The sequence below is a fragment of the Variovorax beijingensis genome, assembly GCF_007828835.1.
GTDB lineage: Bacteria > Pseudomonadota > Gammaproteobacteria > Burkholderiales > Burkholderiaceae_C > Variovorax > Variovorax beijingensis_A.
The window spans coordinates 609131-633621 of the sequence record NZ_VIVL01000002.1 but is presented as its reverse complement, the minus strand read 5'-3'; the positions used below and the strand labels follow the sequence as shown (position 1 = coordinate 633621).

Sequence of the window (24491 nt, the reverse complement as noted above, 5' to 3'; positions counted from 1 at the left end):
GTTTGATCGGGGTGCGCTGCAGCAAAGTGTAAAAAACCGCCTTCGGGCGGTTTTTTCATGTCCGATCGCTTCTGTCCTGCCGGAGGAGGCCGCCCGCTCAGGCCTTGGGCGGCACGTCGGGCACCAGGCAGGCCTCGGCCACCTGCAGGTCGTTGTCGCGCGCGAAATTCACACAGAAGTCCCAGGCCATGGGTTCGGCGTCGCGCAGGGCGCGGTTCACCACCACGCACTTGACCCCGTTGATGGTGGTTGGAATGCACCAGGGCGAATAGCTCAGGTGGCTGCCCGGATAGGCGCCGCCGGGGCGGAAGGAGCACATCACGCCGGCCAGCCGCTCGGCCCAGTCGCTGGGGCGGAAAGTCCGGCCATCGCGGGTGATGCCCTGGATGAAGATTTCTTTGGCAGTGGGGGAAATCATCGTTGAATGAGGCGCCCGCAGCAGGTGCTGCGGTGCAACAAGCGATTCTATCCGGGCGCCTTTCGCCTCCCGGGCAGCGGGCATTGCTGTAATGCGGAATCCTCAACGAAGCCGTCAAGGCGCACGCCTAGAATCCGCGGTTCCCTATCTGGAGAACCGAATGAGCGCTACCGCCCAGCCCACCTCGCCCCACGTCATGAACACCTACGGTCGCCTGCCGATCGCGCTGTCGCACGGCCAGGGCTGCCGAGTCTGGGACACCGCGGGCAAGGCCTACCTCGACGGCCTCGGCGGCATTGCCGTGAACACGCTGGGCCACAACCACCCCCAGCTGGTGCCCGCGCTGCAGGACCAGCTCAGCAAGCTGATCCACAGCTCCAACTACTACCACGTGCCCGGCCAGGAACAGCTGGCCGCCAAGCTGACCGAGCTCTCGGGCCTGACCAATGCCTTCTTCTGCTGCACCGGGCTGGAGGCCAACGAGGCCGCCCTGAAGCTCGCGCGCAAGTTCGGCCATGACAAGGGCATCGAGCGGCCCGAGATCGTGGTGTACGAAGCCGCTTTCCACGGCCGCAGCATCGCCACCCTGTCGGCCACCGGCAACCCGAAGGTGCAGGCCGGTTTCGGCCCGCTGGTCGAGGGCTTCATCCGCGTGCCGCTGAACGACATCGAGGCGCTGAAAAAGGCCACCGAAGGCAACCCCAACGTGGTCGCCGTGTTCTTCGAGACCATCCAGGGCGAAGGCGGCATCAACCCGATGCGCTGGGAGTACCTCAGGCAGGTGCGCGCCCTGTGCGACCAGCGCGACTGGCTCATGATGATCGACGAAGTGCAATGCGGCATGGGCCGCACCGGCAAGTGGTTCGCGCACCAGTGGGCCGGCATCAAGCCCGACGTCATGCCGCTGGCCAAGGGCCTGGGCTCGGGCGTGCCGATCGGCGCCGTGGTGGCTGGCCCCAAGGCCGCCCACATCTTCGGCCCGGGCAACCACGGCACCACCTTCGGCGGCAACCCGCTCGCGATGCGCGCCGGCATCGAAACCATCCGCATCATGGAAGAGCACAAGCTGCTCGAGAACGCCGCCGCCGTGGGCGAGCACCTGAAGGCCGCGCTCGAACGCGAAATCGGCGGCCTGGCGGGCGTGAAGGAAATCCGCGGCCAGGGCCTGATGCTCGGCATCGAGCTCGACCGGCCCTGCGGCGTCATTTTGAACCGCGCCTGCGACGCCGGCCTGCTGCTGAGCGTGACGGCCGACAAGGTGATCCGCCTGGTGCCGCCGCTCATCCTGAGCATTGCCGAAGCCGACGAGATCGTCGCGATCCTCGCGCCCATCGTCAAAACATTCCTGTCGGAGCCTGCAGCGCAATGACGACCGCCACCACGCCCAACGCCATCCGCCACTACCTGCAGTTCTCGGACTTCACGGCCGACGAATACGCCTACCTCTTCGATCGCATGGCGATCATCAAGAAGAAGTTCAAGACCTACGAGAAGCACCAGCCCCTGACCGACCGCACGCTGGCCATGATCTTCGAGAAGGCCAGCACGCGCACCCGCGTGAGCTTCGAGGCGGGCATGTACCAGCTCGGCGGCAGCGTGGTGCACCTGACCACCGGCGACAGCCAGCTCGGCCGCGCCGAGCCCATCGAGGACAGTGCCAAGGTCATCAGCCGCATGGTCGACCTCGTGATGATCCGCACCTACGAGCAGACCAAGATCGACACCTTCGCCGCGCACTCGCGCGTGCCCGTCATCAACGGCCTGACCAACGAGTTCCACCCCTGCCAGATCCTCGCGGACATCTTCACCTACATCGAGCACCGCGGATCCATCCAGGGCAAGACCGTGGCCTGGGTGGGCGACGGCAACAACATGGCCAACACCTGGCTGCAGGCCAGCGAGATCCTGGGCTTCAAGGTGCACGTGAGCACGCCCAGCGGCTACGAGGTCGACCAGTCGGTGGCGGGCCTGCGCTCGGCCGACAGCTACCAGGTTTTCAAGGACCCGATGGAAGCCTGCCGCGGCGCCGACCTGGTGACCACCGACGTCTGGACCAGCATGGGCTACGAGTCCGAGAACGAGGCCCGCCGCAAGGCCTTTGCCGACTGGTGCGTCGACGAGGACATGATGCGCATCGCCCAGCCCGACGCCCTCTTCATGCACTGCCTGCCCGCGCACCGCGGCGAGGAAGTGCAGGCCGAGGTCATCGACGGCCCGCAGTCGGTGGTGTGGGACGAGGCCGAGAACCGGCTCCATGCGCAGAAGGCGCTGATGGAGTTCCTGCTGCTGGGGCGGCTGTAGGCATCTGACCGAAGGCGCGGCCACGTGTCCCATTGCCAGCAATGCGGCGCCTGCTGCGCCAGCTACCGCGTCGACTTCAGCATCCACGAACTCGACGAGAACGGCGGCAGGGTGCCGGCGGGCCTCGCGGTCGAAGTGAACGGCGCCCTCTGCCGCATGCGCGGCACCGACCACACGCCGCCGCGCTGCGCGGCGCTCACCGGCAAGATCGGCCAGGCCGTGGCCTGTGGCATCTACGAATGGCGCCCCAACCCCTGCCATGAGCTGCAGGCCGGCAGCGACGCCTGCGAGCGGGCCCGTGCGCGGCACGGGCTGCCTGGCCTGTCTTCCTGAGACCATCATCTGGTCACGCGATGTGTTGGAAATAACCGACACCACGACCTCTCGCCCGGCGCTAACTTCGCGCCATGCGTTCCCTGCAACCCCAACCCCGCCTCTGGGACATCTCGCCGCCCGTGCATGAAGGCACGCCGGTGTTCCCCGGCGACACGCCCTACCAGCAGCGCTGGGCAGCCACCATTTCGCCGGATTGCCCGGTCAACGTCAGCGAGATCAAGCTCTCGCCCCACGTCGGCGCGCATGCCGACGCGCCGCTGCACTACGACCCCGAAGGCCAGGCCATCGGCCTCGTGGACCTCGCACCCTTCCTCGGCCCCTGCCGGGTGATCCATGCCATCGCCAAGGGGCCGCTGATCGAGTGGGAGCACATCGCCCACGCCATCGACAGCACCCTGCCCGCGCGCGTGCTGGTGCGTACCTACACCGCCATGCCCGTCGCCCACTGGGACCCGCAGCTCGCGGCCTACGCGCCCGCCACCGTCGAAAGGCTCGCGGCCATGGGCGTGAAGTTGATCGGCATCGACACCGCCAGCATCGACCCGGCCGACAGCAAGACGCTGGAAAGCCACCAGCGCATCCGCCGCCTCGACCTGCGCGTGCTCGAGAACCTCGTGCTCGACGAGGTGCCCGAGGGCGACTACGAACTCATCGCGCTGCCGCTCAGGCTGGTCAGCGCCGATGCCTCCCCGGTTCGCGCCGTGCTGCGCGAGCTTCCCCGCTGAAAACCTCCATCATGACGACCCTCGAAGACTGCCGCGCGCTCGACGCGCAAGACCCGCTGCGCGCCCTGCGCGACCAATTCACCATTCCCGAGGGCGTGCTCTACCTCGACGGCAACTCGCTCGGCGTGCTGCCGAAGGCCGCGCCGGCACGCATTGCCGAAGTGGTGGCCAAGGAATGGGGCGAAGGCCTGATCCGCTCGTGGAACACCGCCAGCTGGTTCGACCTGCCGCAGCGCCTGGGCGACAAAGTGGCTCGCCTGATCGGCGCCGCGCCCGGCGAAGTCGTGTGCACCGACAGCACTTCGGTCAACCTTTACAAGGTGCTGTTCGCGGCGCTCTCGCAGCAGAAGGACAGCGGGCGCAGGCTGGTGGTCAGCGAGCGCAGCAACTTCCCGACCGACCTCTACATCGCCGAGTCGCTGTGCCGCGAACGCGGCTTCACGCTCAAGCTGATCGATGCGAGCGAACTGCAAGGCCCGGATTCGGTGCTGACCGACGAAGTGGCCGTGCTGATGCTCACGCACGTGAACTACCGCACCGGCGCCATGCACGACATGAAGGCCATCACCGCCGCCGCGCACGCCGCCGGCGCGCTCACGGTGTGGGACCTGGCGCACAGCGCGGGCGCGGTGCCGGTCGCGCTGAACGACAGCAATGCCGACTACGCCATCGGCTGCGGCTACAAGTACCTGAACGGCGGCCCCGGCGCGCCGGCCTTTGCCTGGGTGCATACGCGGCATGCGGGCAAGTTCGAGCAGCCGCTGTCGGGCTGGTGGGGCCATGCGGCGCCCTTCGAATTCACGCCGCACTACCGCCCCGCGCCGGGGGTGGGCCGCTATCTCTGCGGCACGCAGCCGGTCATCGCGCTGGCGGGGCTCGAATGCGGGCTCGACACCGTGCTCGCGGCCGAAGTCTTCAACGGTTCAAACGGCGCGATGGCCGCGCTGCGCGCCAAGTCGCTCGCGCTCACCGACCTGTTCATCGCGCTGGTGGAAGAACGCTGCGCGGGCCAGGGCCTCGCGCTCGTCACGCCGCGCGAACACGCACGCCGCGGCTCGCAGGTGTGCCTGAGCCGCGACGAAGGCGCCTACGCCATCGTGCAGGCGCTGATCGCGCGCGGCGTGATCGGCGACTACCGCGCCGGCGATTCGCAGATGCCCGACATCCTTCGCTTCGGCTTCACGCCGCTGTACCTTGGCTTCGAGGATGTGTGGAACTCGGTCGAGCATCTGGTGCAGGTGCTCCGGACGGGCGAGTGGCAACGCGCCGAATTCAACCGCAAGAACGCAGTGACATGAGCACCGAAAAGAGCACGGGCCAGAGCCCCGAGAAGATCGTCCACGAGGAAAAGGCGCAGCTGGATTTCAGCGCGTCGATGAGCTACGGCGACTACCTGCACCTCGACGAGATCCTCAACGCCCAGCATCCGCTTTCGCCCGCGCACGACGAGATGCTGTTCATCGTGCAGCACCAGACCAGCGAGCTCTGGATGAAGCTGATGCTGCACGAGCTGCGCGCCGCCACCACCTGCATCGCCGAGGAGAAGCTGGCCGACGCCTTCAAGATGCTCGCGCGCGTGAGCCGCATCATGGAGCAGCTGGTGAGCGCATGGACCGTGCTCTCGACCATGACGCCGCCCGAGTACACGGCGATGCGACCCTACCTTGCCAACTCCAGCGGCTTCCAGAGCGCGCAGTACCGCTGCATCGAGTTTGCGCTCGGCAACAAGAACGCCGCCATGCTCAAGCCGCATGCGCACCGGCCCGATCTGCTCGCGCAGGTGGACGCGGCCTACCGCTCGCCTTCGCTCTACGACGAGTCGCTGAAGCTGCTCGCACGCCATGGCCTGCCGGTGCCCGCCGATCACCTGGAGCGCGACTGGACCCTGCCCTATGAAGCCAGCGACGGCGTGGAAGCGGCCTGGCTCACGGTGTACCGCAACCCGCACGACCATTGGGACCTGTACCAGCTCGGCGAAAAACTCACCGACCTCGAAGACGCCTTCCGCCTCTGGCGTTTTCGCCACGTGACCACGGTGGAGCGCGTGATCGGCTTCAAGCGCGGCACGGGCGGCACCGGCGGCGTGAGCTACTTGCGCAAGATGCTCGATGTGGTGCTGTTCCCCGAAATCTGGAAGCTGCGTACCGACCTGTGAGCTATCGCTTGCCCCGCTTGCCCCATCTGCCTGAAGCGCTACATTGGTTGGCAACAACAACGGAGGCCCCGCCATGAACGATGTCCAGTTCTCGCCCGACGAGCTCGCAACCCTGCGCGAGCATGGTGTGGTCCTGTTCGCGGACCGCGTGATCTTCGAGGCCCAGCCGCCCATGCCGGCGCAGCGGATCGCCGCCATCGAGGCGCTGTGCGCCGGCCCGCTGCCCGAGGCGCTGGCCGCGCTGTGGCGGCAGACGGCGGGCGGGCGGCTCGATTACGACCTGTCGCTGCCGATGGGCGGCAACGTGGAATCGATCAGCTGGTCGGAGCTGTTCTGGGACGGCAGCGACGGCTACCGCGACCTGCAGGGCTGGATCGAACATGAACAGGAGCTGGCCGAAGAGGCCGCCAAGGAGGAAGGCCGCGCCTGGAGCGGCAAGCTCACGCACCTGCCCTTCGGCGGCTTCGAATACTGCGACCGCGTCTATGCGGTGGTCGAGCCCGGCCCCGAGCATGGCTGCATCGTCGCGTGGAAACATGGGCTGCCGCCCGCCTGGACGCATGCGCTGCACGAAGACAGCGTGAGCACCATCGCGCCCGACCTGCGCGGCGCCTTCGCGGCGCTGCACCTGGACGAGGATCCGCTGGCGCCCACGGGGGACTATTTCTCGGGCCAGGATCTACTGCAATACCTCGACGACCGGCACCAGGACCACGGACTGGACCTCGACCTGATGGACAAGCTGGTGGCCTTCTATTGCCGCGCCGTGGTCGACTGGCGCACGCCGCTGGCAGACGGCACGCTGCGCCGGCTGCCGGCCATCGCGCGTGCCGCGCTGCACCACGCCATCGGCACCGACGACGCGGAGCTGGTGGCCGAACTCGCGGCCGCGGGCGTGAGCTTCGACGGCCCACAGCAGGGCAGCGCGCTGGCCACCGACGTGGCCATCGGCCAGGGCGCCTTCGCCGCGGCCATGGCGCTGGTGCGCGCGGGCGCGCCGGTGGCGCGCGATGCGCTGGGCAATGTCGACGGGCAGATCTCGCCGGAGCTCACGAGCGCGCTGCTCGCCAACGGGGCCGAACCCAGCGTGGCGGCCATCGTCAAGTGCGCGGCCTGCGGTGCGCCCGCCAGCGCGCACCTGATCGCCGACGCATGCGCCGAGGCGGGCATCGACGTGCCGCCCGCCTTTGTCATCGACCGCGATGCGACGCTGGCCGAACTCGAAGCCACACTGCTCGAGGTCCGGGAAGGCACGCATGGCCACTACCTGGGTGCCGAGGGCCTGGCCGAACGCATCGAGCACCTGCAGACATTCAGGCTCTGAACCGCCCCTGTGGCGCGGCCGCTCTCAGCCGCCATACAGCCAGGGCTGGTCCAGCAGCCGTGCGCCGAGCGTGCGCATCGCCAGGTCGCGGCCGATGCGCACCGCGCCGGCCGCATGGAAGATCTGGCCGTTGCGCCGGGCCTTGGCCTGCACGAGCGCATTGCGCTGCCAGCGCGCCTCGGCGTAGCGGGCGAAGGCGGCCGGCACGTCGGCGGCATCGCCTTGGCCCAGCGCCTCGGCCAGGGCCACCGAATCCTCGATGGCCATGCCTGCGCCCTGCGCCAGGTAGGGGACCATCGGATGCGCGGCATCGCCCACCAACGCCACGCGCTCGTGGGCCATCTCGGCCGCGGAAGCCAGCGGCGGCCGGTCGCTGAGCGTCCAGGCGCGCCAGCCGGGCATGGCTTCGAGCAGTGCCTGCAAGGCGCCTCCACTGCGGCCCGTGGCCTTCTGCAACGCGGCGAGGCTGCTGGCCTGGTCCCAGTCGCGTGCATCGCCGGCCGGTGCCGATTCCGCGATCACCACCACGTTGAGCCAGGCGCCGCCGCGCACCGGGTACGCCACCGCATGCAGCTGCGGGCCGAGCCACACGTCGATCCGGCCGCGGCGCAGGGCCTGCGGCAGCGCGGCCTGCTCGGCCATCGCGCGCCAGGCCGTGTGGCCGGTGGCGCGCGGCGGCTCGGCTGCGGACGGCACATCGAGGCGTTGCCGCGCCAGGCTCCAGAGGCCGTCGGCGCCAATCAGTGCCTCGCCCTCCCAGGCCCGCGCGCCGCTGCTCGAGATGCACACGAGATCGTCGCTGGTCTCGACCTGCGCGATGCGCGCATCGGTCACCAGGGTGCCCCGGCCGCGAGCGCGCACCGCTTCGAGCAGCAGCGCATGCAGGTCGGCGCGGTGCACGCAGAGATAGGGAGCGCCGTAGCGCTCGCGCATCGCGTCGCCCAGTGGCAGGCGGGCCAGCTCGGCGCCGCTGCCCGCGCTCTGCACCACCAGCGCATCAGGCCGCGCGGCGATGGCCGCCAGGCCTTCGGCCAGACCCAGTTGCGCGAGACGCCGCGTGACGTTGGGCCCCATCTGGATGCCGGCGCCGATCTCGGCGAACACGGGCGCCTGCTCGAAGACATCGACGCGGTGGCCGCCGCGGGACAGCGCCAGCGCAGCAGAAAGCCCCCCGATGCCGCCGCCGACGACGAGGACGTGCGTGGGCATCGGCCTCAGCGGCTGTGCGTGGACAGCGGGCTGTGGCCGGCTTTTTCGGATTCGGATGGTTTGTTGGCGGGCGTCTTCGGACCGCAGCTGCCGCAGCTGTCGCAGGAGCCGCAGCCCGAGGTCTTGGCAAGCGAAGCCGCCAGCTGCTCGGCGCGCTGCTGGTCGACCAGCCCGGCGCGGTACGTGCCGGCCGCGAGCTTGTGCGCGGCACTGCGCCGCCAGCCCGCGGGCATCCAGCGCCAGACCGCATAGAACGCGGCGGCCGCGACGATCAATCCGACGATCAATTGCTGTGTCATGTCCGTTTACTCCAAGGCGCGTTCGAGACTAACCCAGAAACATCGCGCAAACCTTGCGGCAGGTCATCCGGCGCCCAGCGCCAGCGCCACGTGGTAGGTGATGAAGCATGCCAGGTAGGCCAGCGCGAACAGGTAGCCGGCCATGATCCAGACGTACTTCCATGAGCCGGTTTCGCGCTTGACCGCCGCCAAGGTCGAGATGCACTGCGGCGCAAACACGTACCAGACCAGCAGCGACAGCGCCGTGGCGAGCGACCAGCTGCCCGCGATCAGCGGCTCGAGCTGGCCGGCCACGTCGTCGCCGCTGGCCGAGAGCGCATACACCGTGCCGAGCGCACCCACCGCCACTTCGCGCGCCGCCATGCCCGGCACCAGCGCGATGGAGATCTGCCAGTTGAAGCCGATGGGCGCGAAGATGTGCTCCAGGCCGCGGCCGATTATGCCCGCCAGGCTGTACTGGATGGCCGGCCCCGTGGCGCCTTCGGGCGGCGACGGGAAGGTCGACAGGAACCACAGCAGGATCGTGAGCGTGAGGATGATCGTGCCCACGCGCTGGATGAAGATCCACGCCCGCTCGTAGAGCCCCAGCGCCAGGTTGCGCACATTGGGCCAGCGGTAGGCCGGCAGCTCCATCATCAGCGGCGAGTGCTGCTTGTTGTCGCGGAAGCGCTTCATCACCCACGCCACCGCCATGGCCGACACGATGCCGAAGACATAGAGCGCGAACAGCACCACGCCCTGCAGGTTGAACACGCCGCCCACGGTGCGCGCCGGAATGAAGGCCGCGATCAGCAGCGCATAGACCGGCAGGCGCGCCGAGCAGGTCATGAGCGGCGCGATCATGATGGTGGTGATGCGGTCGCGCCAGTTGCTGATGGTGCGCGTAGCCATCACGCCCGGAATGGCGCAGGCGAAGCTCGACAGCAGCGGAATGAAGGAGCGGCCCGACAGGCCCACCGTACCCATCACGCGGTCCAGCAGGAAGGCCGCGCGCGGCAGGTAGCCCGAGTCTTCCAGCGCCAGGATGAACAGGAACAGGATCAGGATCTGCGGCAGGAACACGATCACGCCGCCCACGCCGGCAATCACGCCGTCGACCAGCAGGCTCTGCAGCATGCCTTCGGGCATGTGGGCCTTCAGCAGGTTGCCCAGGCCCTCGGTCGCGGCCTTGATGGCGTCCATGGGCACGTTGGCCCAGCTGAACACGGCCTGGAACATCAGGAACATCGTGACCGCGAGCACCAGCAGGCCCCACACCGGGTGCATCACCACGCGGTCGATGCGGTCGCTGGTGGCCAGGCTGCCGACCGGCTCGCGCACGGCCAGCGCCAGGATGCGGCGCACTTCGCGCTGCGTGGCCAGCACGTCGTCCAGCCCCGGCGCCTGCCAGGGCAGCGGCGCCGCGGCGGCCACCGGCGCATCGAGGGCTTCGAGCAGGCCCTGCGCGCCGCCCGACTGCACGCCCACGGTCTCGATGACCGGCACGCCCAGTTCGCGCGACAGCACGGCCGTATCGACCGCGATGCCCTGCTTCCTGGCCATGTCGGTCATGTTGAGCGCCACCACCATCGGCAGGCCCAGGCGCTTGGCTTCGAGCACGAGCCGCAGGTTGAGCCGCAGGTTGGTGGCGTCGGTCACGCACACCAGCAGGTCGGGCAGGGGCTCGCTGCTCTTGCCCGTGACCACGTCGCGCGTCACGGCCTCGTCCACGCTGAGCGCGTTGAGGCTGTAGGCGCCCGGCAGGTCGAGCACGAACACGCGCCGGCCCGACGCGGTGCGAAGCGAGCCTTCCTTGCGCTCGACCGTCACGCCGGCATAGTTGGCCACCTTCTGGCGGCTGCCGGTGAGCAGGTTGAACAGCGCCGTCTTGCCGCAGTTCGGATTGCCCAGCAGCGCGATGCGCGCCGGCTGCGCCGTGGCCGCAAGGCGCCCCGGTCCCTGGATGACGGCCTCAACCATGGCTTGCGCCCTCCGCCAGACCCGGCGCCACGTGGATCAATGCGGCCTCATGGCGCCGCAATGCAAAGGTGGTGTGGCCCAGCCGCACCGCCAGCGGTTCACGCCCCGGCAGGCCGCGGGCAACGATGCGCACGGCCTCGCCCGGCACGAAGCCGATCTCGGTCAGTCGCAGCACGAGCTCGCGGTCGTCCGCCCCCTCGGGCCGTGCCACGTCGAGCACGGTGGCCCACTGGTTGTCGGGAAGCTGGTCGAGCCGCAGGCCGGAAGATGCCGGCGCGGCCCCGAAATGGTTGGTTTGCACGGTAAGAAAGTGCGCCGGATTCCAGGCGCGCCAATGGAGCAAAAGCTAGATGCTATCAATTCTCAATCGCAGAAACCTGACGAAGCCCCTTTGACCTCGCGGACCGGGTTCTTTTTTGGCCGGATTCCGGCTGCTCACGACGCATTCAGCCCAGTTCAATGATGCGCGCCGACACGGCATCGCCATCGACAATGAGCTCAGCCATTGCAATTGGCAATTTAAATCGGCGCGGCCCGGCGCTGCCCGGGTTGACGTAGAGCACGCCACCGCGCTCCTCGATCTTCGGCTTGTGGGAGTGGCCGGAGACCACCACGCGAACCCCGGCGGAGGCGGCGGCGAGCCGGGACAGGTCGTGTATCGCATGCACGAGCACGCCGCCGGCGTTCAGCAGGGCCGTTTCCGGAATGCGCTCGGCCCAGGGCTCGCGGTCGTTGTTGCCCCGCACCACCGTCAAGGGCGCGATGGCGGCCAGCGCCTCGAGGATGCCGGCATCGCCGATGTCCCCGCCATGCACGATGAAGTCGCTGCCCTGCAGCGCCGCCACGGCCTCCGGGCGCAGCAGGCCGTGGGTGTCGGAGATGAGGCCGACGCGGGTCAAGCCGCGAGCAGCTGCCTGAGCACGAACGGCAGGATGCCGCCGTGCTTGTAGTAGTCGACCTCGATAGGCGTGTCGATGCGCAGGCGCACCGTCACTTCCTGGTGGCTGCCGTCGGCGCGGTGCACCACGAGCTTCACGTCCATCTGCGGCTTGAGCTCGCCGCCGATCACCACGTCGATCTTCTCGTCGCCCACGAGGCCCAGCGCCTGCCATGAATCGGCGCCGCGGAACTGCAGCGGCAGCACGCCCATGCCGACCAGGTTGGCGCGGTGGATGCGCTCGAAGCTGCGCGCCACCACGGCCTTGATGCCCAGCAACTGGGTGCCCTTGGCGGCCCAGTCGCGCGACGAGCCGGTGCCGTATTCCTCGCCGCCGAAGACCACCGTCGGCACGCCCTGCTCCATGTACTTCATGGCGGCGTCATAGATGAACATCTTCTGGTTGCCGGGCTGGAACAGCGTGACGCCGCCCTCTTCCTGCGTGCCGTTGACGTCGGGCGGGATCATCAGGTTCTTGATGCGCACGTTGGCGAAGGTGCCGCGCATCATCACGTCGTGGTTGCCGCGCCGCGAGCCGTAGCTGTTGAAGTCGGCCTTGGCCACGCCGTGCGCCTTGAGCCAGATCCCCGCGGGCGAGCTTTCCTTGATGGAGCCGGCCGGCGAGATGTGGTCGGTGGTGATCGAGTCGCCGAACAGCGCCATGATCCGCGCGCCCTTGAAGCCTGCGTCCGAGGCGTGCGGCTCCATCTTGAAGCCCTCGAAGAACGGCGGCTCGGCGATGTAGGTCGACTTGGGCCAGTCGTAGACCTGCCCCGTCGTGCCCTTGATGCTGCTCCAGAACTTGCCCGGGTCGGTCTTGACCTTGTCGTAGTTGGCGCGGAACGACTTGGCGTTCATCGCATGGCGCAGGTTCTGGTCGATCTCCTTCGGGCTGGGCCAGATGTCGCCCAGGTACACGTCCTTGCCGTTCCGGCCCTTGCCCACGGGCTCGGTCATCAGGTCGACCATCACGTTGCCCGCGATCGCGAAAGCCACCACCAGCGGCGGAGAAGCCAGGAAGTTGGCCTTCAGGTTCGGATGGATGCGCGCCTCGAAGTTGCGGTTGCCCGAGAGCACGGCCGCGCCGACGAGGTCGTTCTTGACGATGGCGTCGTTGATCTCGGGCGTGAGGTCGCCCGCGTTGCCGATGCAGGTGGTGCAGCCGTAGCCGGCCAGGTAGAAGCCCAGCTTCTCGAGGTACGGCAGCAGGCCCGCCTTCTCGAGGTATTCGGTGACGATGCGCGAACCCGGTGCGAGCGAGGTCTTGACGTGCGGCTTGACCGTGAGGCCCGCCTCCACCGCCTTCTTGGCCAGCAGGCCGGCCGCGAGCATCACGCTCGGGTTGGAGGTGTTGGTGCACGAGGTGATCGCCGCGATCAGCACGTCGCCGTTGCCGATGGTCACGCCGTTCTTGGGCGACGATGGCGCCGTGGCGCTCACATGGGCGGCCGCCTTGGTCGAGCGGTTGGCCACCATCTCGACCACGTCGCGCGGCGCGCCCGGCGGCGGCGGCGCGGCCTCCTCGTCGTCGCCCTGGCCGTTCACGGCGAGCGGATAACGCAGCTTCAGGCGCTCGGCCGGCTGGTTGAAGCCGTTGGCGTCGTTGGGCTTGCTGAAGAGTTCGGCGAACTTGGTCGACAGATGGCCCAGGTCGATGCGGTCCTGCGGCCGCTTCGGGCCCGCCAGGCTCGGCGACACCGTGCCCAGGTCGAGCTTGACGATCTTGGTGTAGTCGATGTCGCCGGGCGCCGGCATGCCGAACAGGCCCTGCGCCTTGTAGTAGGCCTCGAAGCGCTCGACCTCCTCCCTGGTGCGGCCCGTGCCCTCGAAGTAGGCCACTGTCATTTCATCGACCGGGAAGAAGCCCATGGTGGCGCCGTACTCGGGCGCCATGTTGCCGATGGTGGCGCGGTCGGGCACCGCGATGGAGGCGGCGCCGGGACCGAAGAATTCGACGAACTTGCCCACCACTTTTTCGGCCCGCAGGATGGCCGTGACGTACAGCACCAGGTCGGTGGCCGTGACGCCTTCGCGCAGCTTGCCGGTGAGCTCGAAGCCCACCACGTCGGGCGTCAGCATGTACACCGGCTGGCCCAGCATGGCGGCCTCGGCCTCGATGCCGCCCACGCCCCATCCGACCACGCCCACGCCGTTGATCATGGTGGTGTGGCTGTCGGTGCCCACCAGCGAGTCGGGGTAGTACACCGGCACCTCGGCGTTGTCGCTCGAGCTCTTGTAGACGCCGCGCGCAAAGTATTCGAGGTTGACCTGGTGCACGATGCCGAAGCCCGGCGGCACCACGCCGAAGGTGTCGAAGGCCTGCATGCCCCACTTCATGAACTGGTAGCGCTCGTTGTTGCGCTGGAATTCCAGCTTCATGTTGAGGTCGAGCGCCTTGGGCGTGCCGTAGTAGTCGACCATCACGGAGTGGTCGACCACCAGGTCGACCGGCACCAGCGGCTCGATGGTCTTGGGCGACTTGCCGAGCTTGGCGGCCACGCTGCGCATGGCGGCCAGGTCGGCCAGCAGCGGCACGCCGGTGAAGTCCTGCAGCACCACGCGGGTGACGACGAACGGGATCTCGTCGATGCGGTCGGCATTGGGCGCCCAGCGGGCCAGCTCTTCGACATGCTTGGCCGAGACCTTCTTGCCGTCGCAGTTGCGCAGCACCGACTCGAGCACGATGCGGATCGACACCGGCAGCCGTTCGACGCTGGGATATTGCTTGGCCAGCTCCTTCAGCGACCAGTATTTGCCGGACTTGCCTGATGCGGTCTTGAAGGTCTTGAGGGTGGACGCAAAGGCGTGCGCCGGTGCTTTGGCCATTGAGGAACTCCTGATTGTTCGTGGAAGCTCTTCAAGGATAGCGGGGAACGATGTCAGTTGCTGTAATCGGTCTTCCATCGCACGCCTTCGACACGCGACGTTCCTCATCGCGAAAAATGCCGGATGAATGGGCGTTGCCGGCATCCCGCGCACTCAGGCCAAGGCCATGCCCGCACCGCCGCGCGTGCGGCGCAGGCCGGTCCATTGCAGCTCGGCCAGCACCACCACGCACAGCGCCTGCGCCAGCACCCAGGCCGTGCCCAGCGCCGTGACCGCGAAGGCGCCGCTCACCAGCAGCGCGATGCAGGCCACGGCCCAGCCGAAGTTGCCGGCCACCACAAGGCCGATCAGCGTGCGCGGTGGCGTGCGGCGGCTGGCCATCCAGGCCGCAGCGGCGGCATAGGCCAGCAGGAACACACCGGTTCCCATGAGCAGCGGCGCCGGCAGGCCGGTCAGCCCGGCAAGCGCGCCGGTGAACCCGACCTGCAGCGCACCGGTCGCGGCGCAGGACGCGGCGTCGGCCCACATCACGTTGGGCAGGAAGCGGGGGGATGCAAAGACGGACATGAGAATCTCCTTCGGGTGGTACGCCGCAAGCCAGTCCTGCCGCGTTGGAGCCGATGATTCCGCGCCGCCTGCGTCGCGTCGATGACCTCGGAGGTCATGGCGCGGCATCGGCACCGCGCCAGAATGCCGTCCATGAACACCACCCGCACCCACTCCACCCCGGCCGGCCAGCCCGGCGCGCGCGATCCGGTCGGCGCCCACCTGCGGCACTGGCGCACCCGCCGCCGGCTCAGCCAGCTCGACCTGGCGCAGGAAGCCGAGGTCTCGACCCGCCACCTGAGCTATGTGGAGACCGGCCGCGCCGCGCCCAGCCGCGAGATGGTGCTGCGCCTGGCCGAGCGGCTCGACGTGCCGCTGCGCGAGCGCAATGCGCTGCTGGTGGCCGCGGGCTTCGCGCCGATGTACCGGCAGCGCTCGCTCGACGATCCGGCCATGGCCTCGGCCCGGCGCGCGGTGGACCTGGTGCTCAAGGGCCATGAGCCGTTCCCTGCGCTGGCCGTCGACCGGCACTGGAACCTGGTGGCGCACAACGCGCTGGTGCCGATGCTGATGGCCGGCGCCGCCCCCGAACTGGTGAAGGCGCCCATCAACGTGCTGCGACTGAGCCTGCATCCCGAGGGCCTGGCTTCGCGCATCGCCAACTTCGCGCAGTGGCGTGCCCATCTGCTCGAACGGCTGCAGCAGCAGATTGCGGCCACCGGCGACGCGGTGCTGCAGGCCCTGCACGACGAGCTCGCAGCCTATCCCGCGCCGCAGGTGAGCCACGACACGTCCGCTGCCGACACGGAGCTTTCGGGCGTGGTGGTGCCCTTTCAGCTGGCCACGCCGAGCGGCGTGCTGAGCTTCATCAGCACCACCACCATCTTCGGCACGCCGGTGGACGTCACTTTGCAGGAACTGGCGGTGGAGTCCTTCTTTCCGGCCGATGCGCAGACGGCCGCGGCGCTGGCTGCACTGGCGGCGCAGCCGGCCGGCTGAGCGCCGCGCGCGCCTGCTGCTGCGCGGGACCTTCGAAGTCGTCGACCTGGATCACCTTGTCGGCGGCCTTGAGATAGGCGAGCGCCAGTCCCGGATCGGGTGCCGAGCATGCGGCCTCCTCGAACGAGCGGGTACGCCGCAGCGCCTTGTTGAGCACGGCCGCGGTGTCGCCACCGAGCTGCTCGCCCAGTTCCATCGCGCGCATCAGGTCGCGCAGGCCGCCGGCCGCGGGCTCGCTGAGGTCCGGCGCCAGCCGCTGGACGATGCGCGGATTGGTGCGCAGCAGCTCGGCCAGCGCCATCAGCTGCACGTCGCGCAGCGGCGCCAGGTGCGCGGTGCGGCGCAGCACCAGCGCACCGATCACGCGCCGGCCGGCGGTCGGCAGGTTGGCATACAGGTCGCGCAGGATCTTCCCCGCCTCGTCCAGCTGCAGCCGGATCGCGGCCTGCGCAAAGGGCAGCAATTCGGGCGCCGCATCGACCCGATAGCGCCACACGCTGGCACTGGCCAGGTACAGGTGCGCGAGCACGTCGCCCAGCCGCGCCGACAGCAGTTCCATGCGCTTGAGCCGGCCGCCGAGCAGGCCCATGGCCAGGTCGGCGGTGAGCGCGTACTTGGCGCTCATGCGCGCGATCAGCCGCGCCTCGCAGGCCAGCGCCTCGGGCGGCTCGCCCAGCACCGGCGCACCGAACAGGCTGTGCCACAGATTGGCGGCCACGTGCTTGCCGTGCGCGATCAGCGCCCGGCCCAGCGCCGTCTCGTCCCGCGCCTGCACGGCCGTCATTTCGTCAAGCACATGCGGGTGGCAGCGGATCGCGCCCTGGCCGAACACGATGAGCGCGCGCGTCAGGATGTTGGCGCCCTCCACCGTGATGGCGATCGGCGCCTGCCGGTACGACACGCCGAGCAGGTTCGACGGCCCCGCGATGATGCCCTTGCCGCCCAGGATGTCCATGCCGTGGTTCACGGCCCGCCGCCCGGCCTCCGTGAGCTGCACCTTGAGGATCGCGCTGGCCACGCTCGGCCGCTCGCCCTTGTCCAGCGCGGCCGCGGTGAAGCGCCGCGCCGCATCGCTCGCATAGAGCTCGGCCGACATCTGCGCGACCAGCCCCGCAACCGCATGGAACTTGCCGATCGGAAGGCCGAACTGCTCGCGGATCTGGCCATAGCCGTTGCTCACGTAGAGCGCGGTCTGCTGCATGGCCGAGCCGAGCGCGGGCAGCGAGATGGCGCGGCCCGCCGCCAGGCACTCCATCAGCATGCGCCAGCCCTGGCCCACCTGCTTTTCGCCGCCGATCACCCAGTCCACCGGCACGAACACCTGGCGGCCATGGATCGGGCCGTTCATGAAGGCGCTGTCCATCGGGCGGTGGCGCCGGCCGATCTCCATGCCTTCGTGCGGCACCGGAATCAGCGCGCAGGTGATGCCGAGCTCGCGCTCGCCCTCGGGCCTGCTCTCGTCCACCGCATGGAAGGCGAGCCCCACGACGGTGGCAACGGGCGCGAGCGTGATGTAGCGCTTGTCGAAATCGACCAGGAAGCCGCGCGTGCGTCGGCCGCCGAACTCGCGCTCGACCATGACGCCGCGGTCCGGAATGGCCGCCGCATCGGAGCCCGCGTAGGGCGAGGTCAGCCCGAAGCACGGAAGCTCGCGGCCATCGGCCAGGCGTGGCAGGTAGCGCGACTTCTGCGCGTCGGTGCCGTAGCGCAGCAGCAGCTCCGCCGGGCCAAGCGAGTTGGGCACCATCACGGTCACGGCAGCGGCGATGTTGACGGTGGCGATGCGCGCCACCACCGTGGCGTGCGCGTAGTGGCCGAACCCGAGGCCGCCGAACTGCTCGGGAATGATCATTCCGAAGAAGCGCTTGTTGCGCAGGTAGCGCCACACCTCGGGCGGCAGGTCGCGCGCCTGGTCGATGGCGTGGTCGTCGAGCATGCGGCACAGCTCGCGCACCTCGTGGTCGATGAAGGATTGCTCGCGCTCGCTGAGCCGGTTGGGCCCCATGGCCGAGAGCAGGTCGAAGTCCGGGCGCCCCGCAAAAAGCAGGCCTTCGAAGCCGACGGTGCCGGCCTCGAGCGCGGCGCGCTCGGTGTCGCCGAGCGGCGGCAGCGCCCTGGAAAACGGCCGCATGGCCCATCGGCCGACCAGAGAGGCCAAAGGCATGGCGTGTCTCCTTGTTCTCCGCGACAAGCGGCGGAGACAAGCCATTCTTGTCGGAGAGGCCCGCTCTCCCGGCCGGCCGAGGGCGCCCTTGCGTGTCGGAGACGGCCGGGGAGGCAGTCAAAAGCGGCACCCCAGACGCAAGAAAGCCCCGCCGAAGCGGGGCCCCTGTCCAATGTACGAACCGCCTGAGGATCAGGCCGCGACGGCGGCGCCGGCTTCGGTCTTGTAGTCGTCGATCTTGTCGAAGTTCAGGTACTGGTAGATCTGCGCGCTCGATGCATCGAGCACGCCGGTCGCGGCCATGTACTCCTCGCGCGTCGGGATGCGGCCCAGGCGCGAGCAGATCGCGGCCAGTTCGGCCGAGCCCAGGTACACGTTGGTGTTCTTGCCCAGGCGGTTCGGGAAGTTGCGGGTGCTGGTGGACATCACCGTGGCGCCTTCGCGCACCTGCGCCTGGTTGCCCATGCACAGCGAGCAGCCCGGCATCTCGGTGCGTGCACCGGCATTGCCGAACACGCCGTAATGGCCTTCCTCGGTGAGCTGCTGTGCGTCCATCTTGGTGGGCGGTGCAATCCACAGCTTGACCGGGATGTCGCGCTTGCCTTCGAGCAGCTTCGACGCAGCGCGGAAGTGGCCGATGTTGGTCATGCACGAGCCGATGAACACTTCGTCGATCACGGCGCCGGCCACGTCGCTGAGCGTCTTCACGTCGTCAGGGTCGTTCGGGCAGGCCACGATGGGTTCGTGGATCTCGGCCAGGTCGATCTCGATCACGGCGGCGTAGTCGGCGTCGGCATCGCCCTTGAGCAGCTGCGGGTCCGCGAGCCAGGCTTCCTGCGCGGCGATGCGGCGCTGCAGCGTGCGGGCGTCGGCGTAGCCTTCGGCAATCATCCACTTCATCAGCGTGATGTTGCTGTTGATGTACTCGATGATCGGTTCCTTGTTCAGGTGCACCGTGCAGCCGGCGGCCGAGCGCTCCGCGGACGCGTCGCTCAATTCGAAGGCCTGTTCCACCTTCAGGTCCGGCAGGCCTTCGATCTCGAGGATGCGGCCCGAGAAGATGTTCTTCTTGCCCTTCTTCTCGACCGTGAGCAGGCCGCTCTTGATGGCGTACAGCGGAATCGCGTTGACCAGGTCGCGCAGCGTGACGCCGGGCTGCATCTTGCCCTTGAAGCGCACGAGCACCGATTCGGGCATGTCCAGCGGCATCACGCCGGTGGCGGCCGCGAAGGCCACGAGGCCGGAGCCCGCGGGGAAGCTGATGCCGATCGGGAAGCGGGTGTGGCTGTCGCCGCCGGTGCCCACGGTGTCGGGCGTCAGCAGGCGGTTGAGCCAGGAATGGATCACGCCGTCGCCCGGGCGCAGCGAGACGCCGCCGCGGTTGGCCATGAACTCGGGCAGTTCATGGTGCATCTTGACGTCGACCTTCTTCGGGTAGGCCGCCGTGTGGCAGAACGACTGCATCACGAGGTCGGCCGAGAAGCCCAGGCAGGCCAGGTCCTTGAGCTCGTCGCGCGTCATCGGGCCGGTGGTGTCCTGCGAGCCGACCGAGGTCATCTTGGGTTCGCAGTAGGTGCCGGGGCGCACGCCCTGGCCTTCGGGCAGGCCGCAGGCGCGGCCGACCATCTTCTGCGCGAGCGAGAAGCCCTTCTTGGTGTCGACCGGGCTTTGCGGCAGGCGGAACAGCGTCGAGGCCGGCAGGCCCAGCGCCTCGCGCGCCTTGGCCGTGAGGCCGCGGCCGATGATCAGCGGAATGCGGCCGCCGGCACGCACTTCGTCGAACAGCACGTCGCTCTTGACCTTGAATTCGGCGATGACCTTGCCGTCCTTCAGCGCCTTGCCTTCGTAGGGGCGCAGCTCGACCACGTCGCCCATGTTCATCTGGCTCACGTCGAGCTCGATGGGCAGCGCGCCCGAGTCTTCCATGGTGTTGTAGAAGATCGGCGCGATCTTGCCGCCGAGGCAGACGCCGCCGAAACGCTTGTTGGGCACGAAGGGAATGTCTTCGCCCGTGAACCACAGCACCGAGTTGGTGGCGCTCTTGCGCGAGGAGCCGGTGCCGACCACGTCGCCGGCATAGGCCACGAGGTGGCCGCGCGCGCGCAGGTCCTCGATGAACTTCACCGGGCCGCGCTTGCCGTCTTCTTCAGGGACGATGCCGGGGCGGGCGTTCTTGTGCATCGCCAGGGCGTGCATCGGAATGTCGGGACGCGTGGTGGCGTCGGGTGCGGGAGAGAGGTCGTCGGTGTTGATTTCACCGGCCACCTTGAAGATGCTGACCGTGATGCTCTGCGGCACTTCAGGGCGGCTGGTGAACCATTCGGCGTCGGCCCAGCTCTGCAGCACGCCCTTGGCGTGGGCGTTGCCCTTGTCGGCCTTTTCCTTCACGTCGTGGAACTGGTCGAACATCAGCAGGGTTTTCTTCAGGCCCTCGGCTGCCACGGCGCCCACTTCGGCGTCGTCGAGCAGGTCGATCATCGGGCTGATGTTGTAGCCGCCGAGCATGGTGCCGAGCAATTCGGTGGCACGCGCACGCGAGATGAATGCGTTCTTCTCGGTGCCGTGGGCCACGGCCGCCAGGTAGCTCGCCTTGACCTTGGCCGCGTCGTCGACGCCGGCGGGCACGCGATGGGTGAGCAGATCGAGCAGGAAGGCGCCGTCCTTGGCATTCGCGCTCTTGAGGAGCTCGATGGCTTCGGCGGTTTGCTTCGCGCTCAATGGCAGCGGCGGAATACCGAGCGCGGCGCGTTCGGCAACATGGTCAACGTAGGCTTGCAACATCTTCTTTTCTCCGGAAACTGGGCTTGCGGGTGCGCGGCACGGCAAGCAAGAGCCGCGCCGCACCCCGTGTGTGGGACTCTCTTACTTCTTGGCCGGGTCAGCGCCTTCGAACAGGCTCTTGGGCGGGTTCTTCTTCATTTCTTCGGAAAACGCGACCTGCTCGGCCGTCTGGCATTCGTCGGCAATGCGCAGGCCAGCCTTCTGGTTCATCAGCATCGACTTGTTGCCCAGCTGCAGCCACATGGCGCCGGCACGGGGGTCTTCGAGGCGGATGGCGCCGGTGCGGCTTTCGACCGGGTGCATGCGGTACTTCACGCCCTTGGTCGACACGTTGAAGAAGCCGGGCTTCTTCTCGTCGGCCGTCACGGTCACGTCCGCGCCGAGTTCGCACTGGGCCTTGCCGACCGAAACGCGCTGGGCCACGGCCAGGTCGGCGTCGGTCAGCACGATGTTGGTTTCATCGGCAATGGGCGTCACTTCCTCGACGGCCTTGGCGGCCTTGCGGGTGACCTGCTTCTTGGCGGGCGCCTTCTTGGCTTCGGACTTGGCGGGGGTGGTCTGCGCGCTGGCAGCGAACGGAAGCGCCAGGGCCAGGGCGGCGATCAGGGCAATTTTCTTCATGGGTGTGTTTCCTTGAGGCTGGATTCGGAAGTTTCAGGAGGCCGCGAGTGCAAACCACGTTTTGGCTTCTGGCGGCAGCGCGCGCCCTGTTGCGTGGGCACGCGTCAGCACTTGCCAGAAATGGCGATAGCTCGCGCGGTCGTGCAATGTGCCATCAATTTGCGTCGGCGCCCAATTTGCGAGGGCCGCATTTGTAATGATTTTTGTGGCAACTTGAATCTGCGCCTCATCGGGCGCAAAAGCCTCCAGAATGGGCCGGATCTGGTTCGGATGGATGCTCCACATGCGCGTGTAGCCGAATTCGGCGGCGGCCTTGCGGGCCGCCAGGCGCATGGCACCGGTGTCGTTGAACTCGGTGACCACGCAATGCGAAGGCACCTTGCCGTAGGCATGCGCGGCGGATGCGATGGCCAGCTTGGCGCGCACCACCAGCGGATGCGTGAACTGGCCGACCGCACCCATGCCATCGGCGGGGATGGCGCCCGCATGGGCGGAAACGAAGTCCATCAGGCCGAAACTCAGCGATTGCACGCGCGGATGCGCCGCGATCTCGAACGCGTTGTGCACGGCCAGCGGCGATTCGATCAGCACATGCAGCGGCAGCGCATCGGCATCGGCCGCCTCGAGCGCCGCCACCGCCTGCGCCACGTCGGCCACGGACTCGACCTTGGGCACCATCAGGTGGCTGAGCCGGTGGCCGGCGCGGCCGGCGATGGTGATCACGTCACCGGCAAAGGCGGGATGGTCCACCGGGTGGACGCGCACGCCCACGCGCATGCCGGGCTTGGCTGCCAATGCCAGTTCGGTCACCAGCACGGCATGCTCCGCCTCGCCGCCCACGGGGGCGCCGTCTTCGCAATCGAGGGTGACGTCGAACACGCAGGCGCCGAATTCGTCGGCCATCTCGGCCTGCAGCGCGAGGCTCTTCTTCATGCGCGCCTCGACGCCGCTGTAGTGGTCGCACACGGGCAGGCTCACCGCCCCGGCCTGCGCGCCGAGCAGCACTTCGGCGGGATGAACGGCTTTTGTCATGCTTTTCTCTGCGCCACGATGAACATGCGCGGGAAGGCCAGCAGCCGCTTGCCGTCGGTGCGCGCCGGATAGGCCTGGTCCACGCGGCGCTCGTATTCGGCCAGGTAGCTGGCCTGCAGGTCGGCCGGCAGGCGGTCGACGAAGGGCTTCAGCCCGGTGCCGCGCACCCATTCGACGATGGCGGCGGCATCGGCCATCGGGTGCTGGTAGATGGTGTGCCACACATCGACTTTGGCCGCGGCGGGCGCGAGCAGGTCGTAGTAGCCGCCCAGCGGCAGCAGCAAGGTGCGCAGCCGGTCGGCATTGCCGATGGGCTCGGCCCAGGGCGCCTCGGCGGCCACGGCGCGCATCAGGCGGTGCGTGGGCTCCTCGCGGTTGTCGGGCATCTGGATGGCGAGCACGCCACCGGGGGCCAGCGCAGCGAACAGGCGCGGGATCAGCTGCTCGTGATCCGGCACCCACTGCAGGGCTGCATTGGCGTAAATGAGGTCGGGCGCTTCGTCTTGCGGCGCCCAGGTCGCGATGTCGCTCAACTCGAAGCGCGCCTGCGGCAGGCGCTCGCGCGCGCTGACCAGCATGGCTTCGGAGTTGTCGGTCCCGACGACTTGCGCCTGCGGGAACCGATTGGCCAGCAGTTCGGTGGAATTGCCCGGGCCGCAGCCGAGATCGACCACGCGGGCCGCCTCCGGCAACGGCACCCGCGCCAGGAGTTCCTGTGCGGGGCGGGTGCGCTCGTCCTCGTAGCGACGGTAGAGCGCGGGGTTCCAGTCGAGCATGCCGGCCGGTCCTGCTTAGATCAGGTGCGCAACGCCGGCTTGTTCGCCTTGCAGCTCTTCGAGCGTCTTGTTGATGCGTTCCTGGCTGAATGCGTCGATTTCCAGGCCTTCGACCAGCTTGTACTCGCCGTTTTCACAGGTGACGGGGAAGCCGAACATCGTGTCCTTCGGAATGCCGTACTGGCCGTCCGACGGGATGCCCATGGTGACCCACTTGCCGTTGGTGCCCAGGGCCCAGTCGCGCATGTGGTCGATGGCGGCGTTGGCGGCCGAGGCGGCCGACGACAGGCCACGGGCCTCGATGATGGCCGCGCCGCGCTTGCCGACGGTCGGCAGGAAGGTGTTGGCGTTCCATTCCTGGTCGTTGATCATCTTGGCGACGCTCTCGCCCTTGATGGTGGCAAAGCGGTAGTCGGCGTACATCGTGGGCGAGTGGTTGCCCCAGACGACGAGCTTTTCGATGTCGGCCACGGGCTTGCCGGTCTTGGCGGCGATCTGGCTGGCGGCGCGGTTGTGGTCCAGGCGCAGCATGGCGGTGAAGTTCTTGCGCGGCAGGTCGGGTGCGCTCTTCATGGCGATGTAGGCATTGGTGTTGGCCGGGTTGCCGACCACCAGCACCTTGACGTTGCGGCTGGCCACGGCGTTGAGTGCCTTGCCCTGCGCCGTGAAGATGGCGCCGTTGACGGCCAGCAGCTCGGCACGCTCCATGCCCGGGCCGCGCGGACGCGAACCGACCAAGAGGGCGTAGTCGGCGTCCTTGAAGGCGGTCATCGGGTCGCCATGGGCTTCCATGCCGGCCAGCAGCGGGAAGGCGCAGTCGTCGAGTTCCATCATCACGCCCTTGAGCGCCTTCTGGGCCTTCTCGTCGGGGATCTCGAGCAGTTGCAGGATGACCGGCTGGTCCTTGCCGAGCATTTCGCCGGACGCGATACGGAACAACAGGGCGTAACCGATTTGGCCGGCGGCACCGGTGACGGCAACGCGGACGGGTTTTTTGCTCATGGGAAGACTCCAGAAGGTGGTGAAACGGTATCGGCGGGCGCGCGTGGCGCCGATGGTCCTGCAGGGCGGGAATCCTTCCCG

Annotated in this window: 22 protein-coding genes; 8 read left to right on the top strand and 14 right to left on the bottom strand. The window is 68.4% G+C overall.

Features of this window, described 5'->3' with window-relative positions:
* Window positions 1-97: 97 nt before the first annotated feature.
* Window positions 98-418, bottom strand: coding sequence for a DUF3579 domain-containing protein (locus FB547_RS09265; RefSeq protein ID WP_145741530.1), 321 nt, complete (start codon window positions 416-418; stop codon window positions 98-100).
* Between the two features lie 160 nt (window positions 419-578).
* Here FB547_RS09265 and FB547_RS09260 point away from each other — a divergent pair, with 160 nt between their 5' ends.
* From FB547_RS09260 to FB547_RS09230, 7 genes are all read left to right on the top strand, one after another.
* On the top strand, window positions 579-1787 hold the full coding sequence (locus FB547_RS09260) for an aspartate aminotransferase family protein (RefSeq protein WP_145741528.1): 1209 nt from the start codon (window positions 579-581) through the stop codon (window positions 1785-1787).
* A complete protein-coding gene (gene argF / locus FB547_RS09255; protein ID WP_055799605.1) occupies window positions 1784-2719 on the top strand; it encodes an ornithine carbamoyltransferase in 936 nt (311 codons plus the stop codon). The genes FB547_RS09260 and argF overlap by 4 nt, the downstream gene beginning before the upstream one ends.
* A gap of 24 nt (window positions 2720-2743) precedes the next feature.
* Window positions 2744-3052, top strand: coding sequence for a YkgJ family cysteine cluster protein (locus FB547_RS09250; RefSeq protein ID WP_145741526.1), 309 nt, complete (start codon window positions 2744-2746; stop codon window positions 3050-3052).
* 74 nt (window positions 3053-3126) lie between these two features.
* Complete coding sequence (gene kynB, locus FB547_RS09245; RefSeq protein WP_145741524.1) at window positions 3127-3780, top strand: arylformamidase; 654 nt, start codon at window positions 3127-3129, stop codon at window positions 3778-3780.
* A gap of 11 nt (window positions 3781-3791) precedes the next feature.
* Entirely contained in the window at window positions 3792-5078 is a 1287-nt protein-coding gene (gene kynU, locus FB547_RS09240) for a kynureninase (protein WP_145741522.1), read from the top strand.
* Window positions 5075-5935, top strand: coding sequence for a tryptophan 2,3-dioxygenase (kynA, locus tag FB547_RS09235; protein WP_145741520.1), 861 nt, complete (start codon window positions 5075-5077; stop codon window positions 5933-5935). The genes kynU and kynA overlap by 4 nt, the downstream gene beginning before the upstream one ends.
* Window positions 5936-6008: 73 nt before the next feature.
* Window positions 6009-7259, top strand: coding sequence for an SMI1/KNR4 family protein (locus tag FB547_RS09230; protein WP_145741518.1), 1251 nt, complete (start codon window positions 6009-6011; stop codon window positions 7257-7259).
* Between the two features lie 24 nt (window positions 7260-7283).
* Here the strand turns inward: FB547_RS09230 and FB547_RS09225 are convergent, their stop codons facing one another.
* From FB547_RS09225 to FB547_RS09195, 7 genes are all read right to left on the bottom strand, one after another.
* Entirely contained in the window at window positions 7284-8468 is a 1185-nt protein-coding gene (locus FB547_RS09225; protein ID WP_145741516.1) for an FAD-dependent monooxygenase, read from the bottom strand.
* Window positions 8469-8473: 5 nt separating this feature from the next.
* Entirely contained in the window at window positions 8474-8767 is a 294-nt protein-coding gene (locus FB547_RS09220; protein WP_145741514.1) for a DUF6587 family protein, read from the bottom strand.
* A gap of 63 nt (window positions 8768-8830) precedes the next feature.
* Window positions 8831-10726 carry a ferrous iron transporter B gene (locus FB547_RS09215; RefSeq protein WP_145741512.1) on the bottom strand — a complete coding sequence of 632 codons (1896 nt, stop codon included), beginning with the start codon at window positions 10724-10726 and terminating at the stop codon, window positions 8831-8833.
* Window positions 10719-11027, bottom strand: coding sequence for a ferrous iron transport protein A (locus FB547_RS09210; protein ID WP_026283843.1), 309 nt, complete (start codon window positions 11025-11027; stop codon window positions 10719-10721). Before FB547_RS09210 ends, FB547_RS09215 begins: the two co-directional genes overlap by 8 nt.
* Window positions 11028-11172: 145 nt before the next feature.
* The gene (locus tag FB547_RS09205; protein WP_145741511.1) at window positions 11173-11625 is read right to left on the bottom strand and encodes a metallophosphoesterase family protein; all 453 of its coding nucleotides are present in this window, start codon (window positions 11623-11625) and stop codon (window positions 11173-11175) included.
* Window positions 11622-14489 (bottom strand): aconitate hydratase, encoded by a 2868-nt coding sequence (locus FB547_RS09200; protein ID WP_145741510.1) that lies wholly within the window; start codon window positions 14487-14489, stop codon window positions 11622-11624. Before FB547_RS09200 ends, FB547_RS09205 begins: the two co-directional genes overlap by 4 nt.
* A gap of 153 nt (window positions 14490-14642) precedes the next feature.
* Window positions 14643-15056: a hypothetical protein gene (locus FB547_RS09195; protein WP_145741508.1), complete on the bottom strand. Its 414-nt coding sequence runs from the start codon at window positions 15054-15056 to the stop codon at window positions 14643-14645.
* A 132-nt stretch (window positions 15057-15188) separates the two neighbouring features.
* On the opposite strand from FB547_RS09195, the gene FB547_RS09190 reads away from it, so the two are divergent.
* Window positions 15189-16034 (top strand): helix-turn-helix domain-containing protein, encoded by an 846-nt coding sequence (locus FB547_RS09190; RefSeq protein WP_145741506.1) that lies wholly within the window; start codon window positions 15189-15191, stop codon window positions 16032-16034.
* Here the strand turns inward: FB547_RS09190 and FB547_RS09185 are convergent.
* From FB547_RS09185 to FB547_RS09160, 6 genes are all read right to left on the bottom strand, one after another.
* Window positions 15940-18198 carry an acyl-CoA dehydrogenase gene (locus tag FB547_RS09185; RefSeq protein ID WP_145741504.1) on the bottom strand — a complete coding sequence of 753 codons (2259 nt, stop codon included), beginning with the start codon at window positions 18196-18198 and terminating at the stop codon, window positions 15940-15942. The two genes, FB547_RS09190 and FB547_RS09185, sit on opposite strands and share 95 nt — an antisense overlap.
* A 192-nt stretch (window positions 18199-18390) precedes the next feature.
* Window positions 18391-20979 (bottom strand): bifunctional aconitate hydratase 2/2-methylisocitrate dehydratase, encoded by a 2589-nt coding sequence (locus FB547_RS09180; RefSeq protein ID WP_145741502.1) that lies wholly within the window; start codon window positions 20977-20979, stop codon window positions 18391-18393.
* An 81-nt stretch (window positions 20980-21060) separates the two neighbouring features.
* Window positions 21061-21600 (bottom strand): hypothetical protein, encoded by a 540-nt coding sequence (locus FB547_RS09175; protein WP_145741500.1) that lies wholly within the window; start codon window positions 21598-21600, stop codon window positions 21061-21063.
* 33 nt (window positions 21601-21633) lie between these two features.
* Entirely contained in the window at window positions 21634-22632 is a 999-nt protein-coding gene (locus FB547_RS09170) for an HpcH/HpaI aldolase/citrate lyase family protein (protein WP_145741498.1), read from the bottom strand.
* On the bottom strand, window positions 22629-23408 hold the full coding sequence (gene tam, locus FB547_RS09165) for a trans-aconitate 2-methyltransferase (RefSeq protein WP_145741496.1): 780 nt from the start codon (window positions 23406-23408) through the stop codon (window positions 22629-22631). The genes FB547_RS09170 and tam overlap by 4 nt, the downstream gene beginning before the upstream one ends.
* Before the next feature lie 15 nt (window positions 23409-23423).
* On the bottom strand, window positions 23424-24410 hold the full coding sequence (locus tag FB547_RS09160) for a malate dehydrogenase (RefSeq protein WP_145741494.1): 987 nt from the start codon (window positions 24408-24410) through the stop codon (window positions 23424-23426).
* Window positions 24411-24491 lie beyond the last annotated feature (81 nt).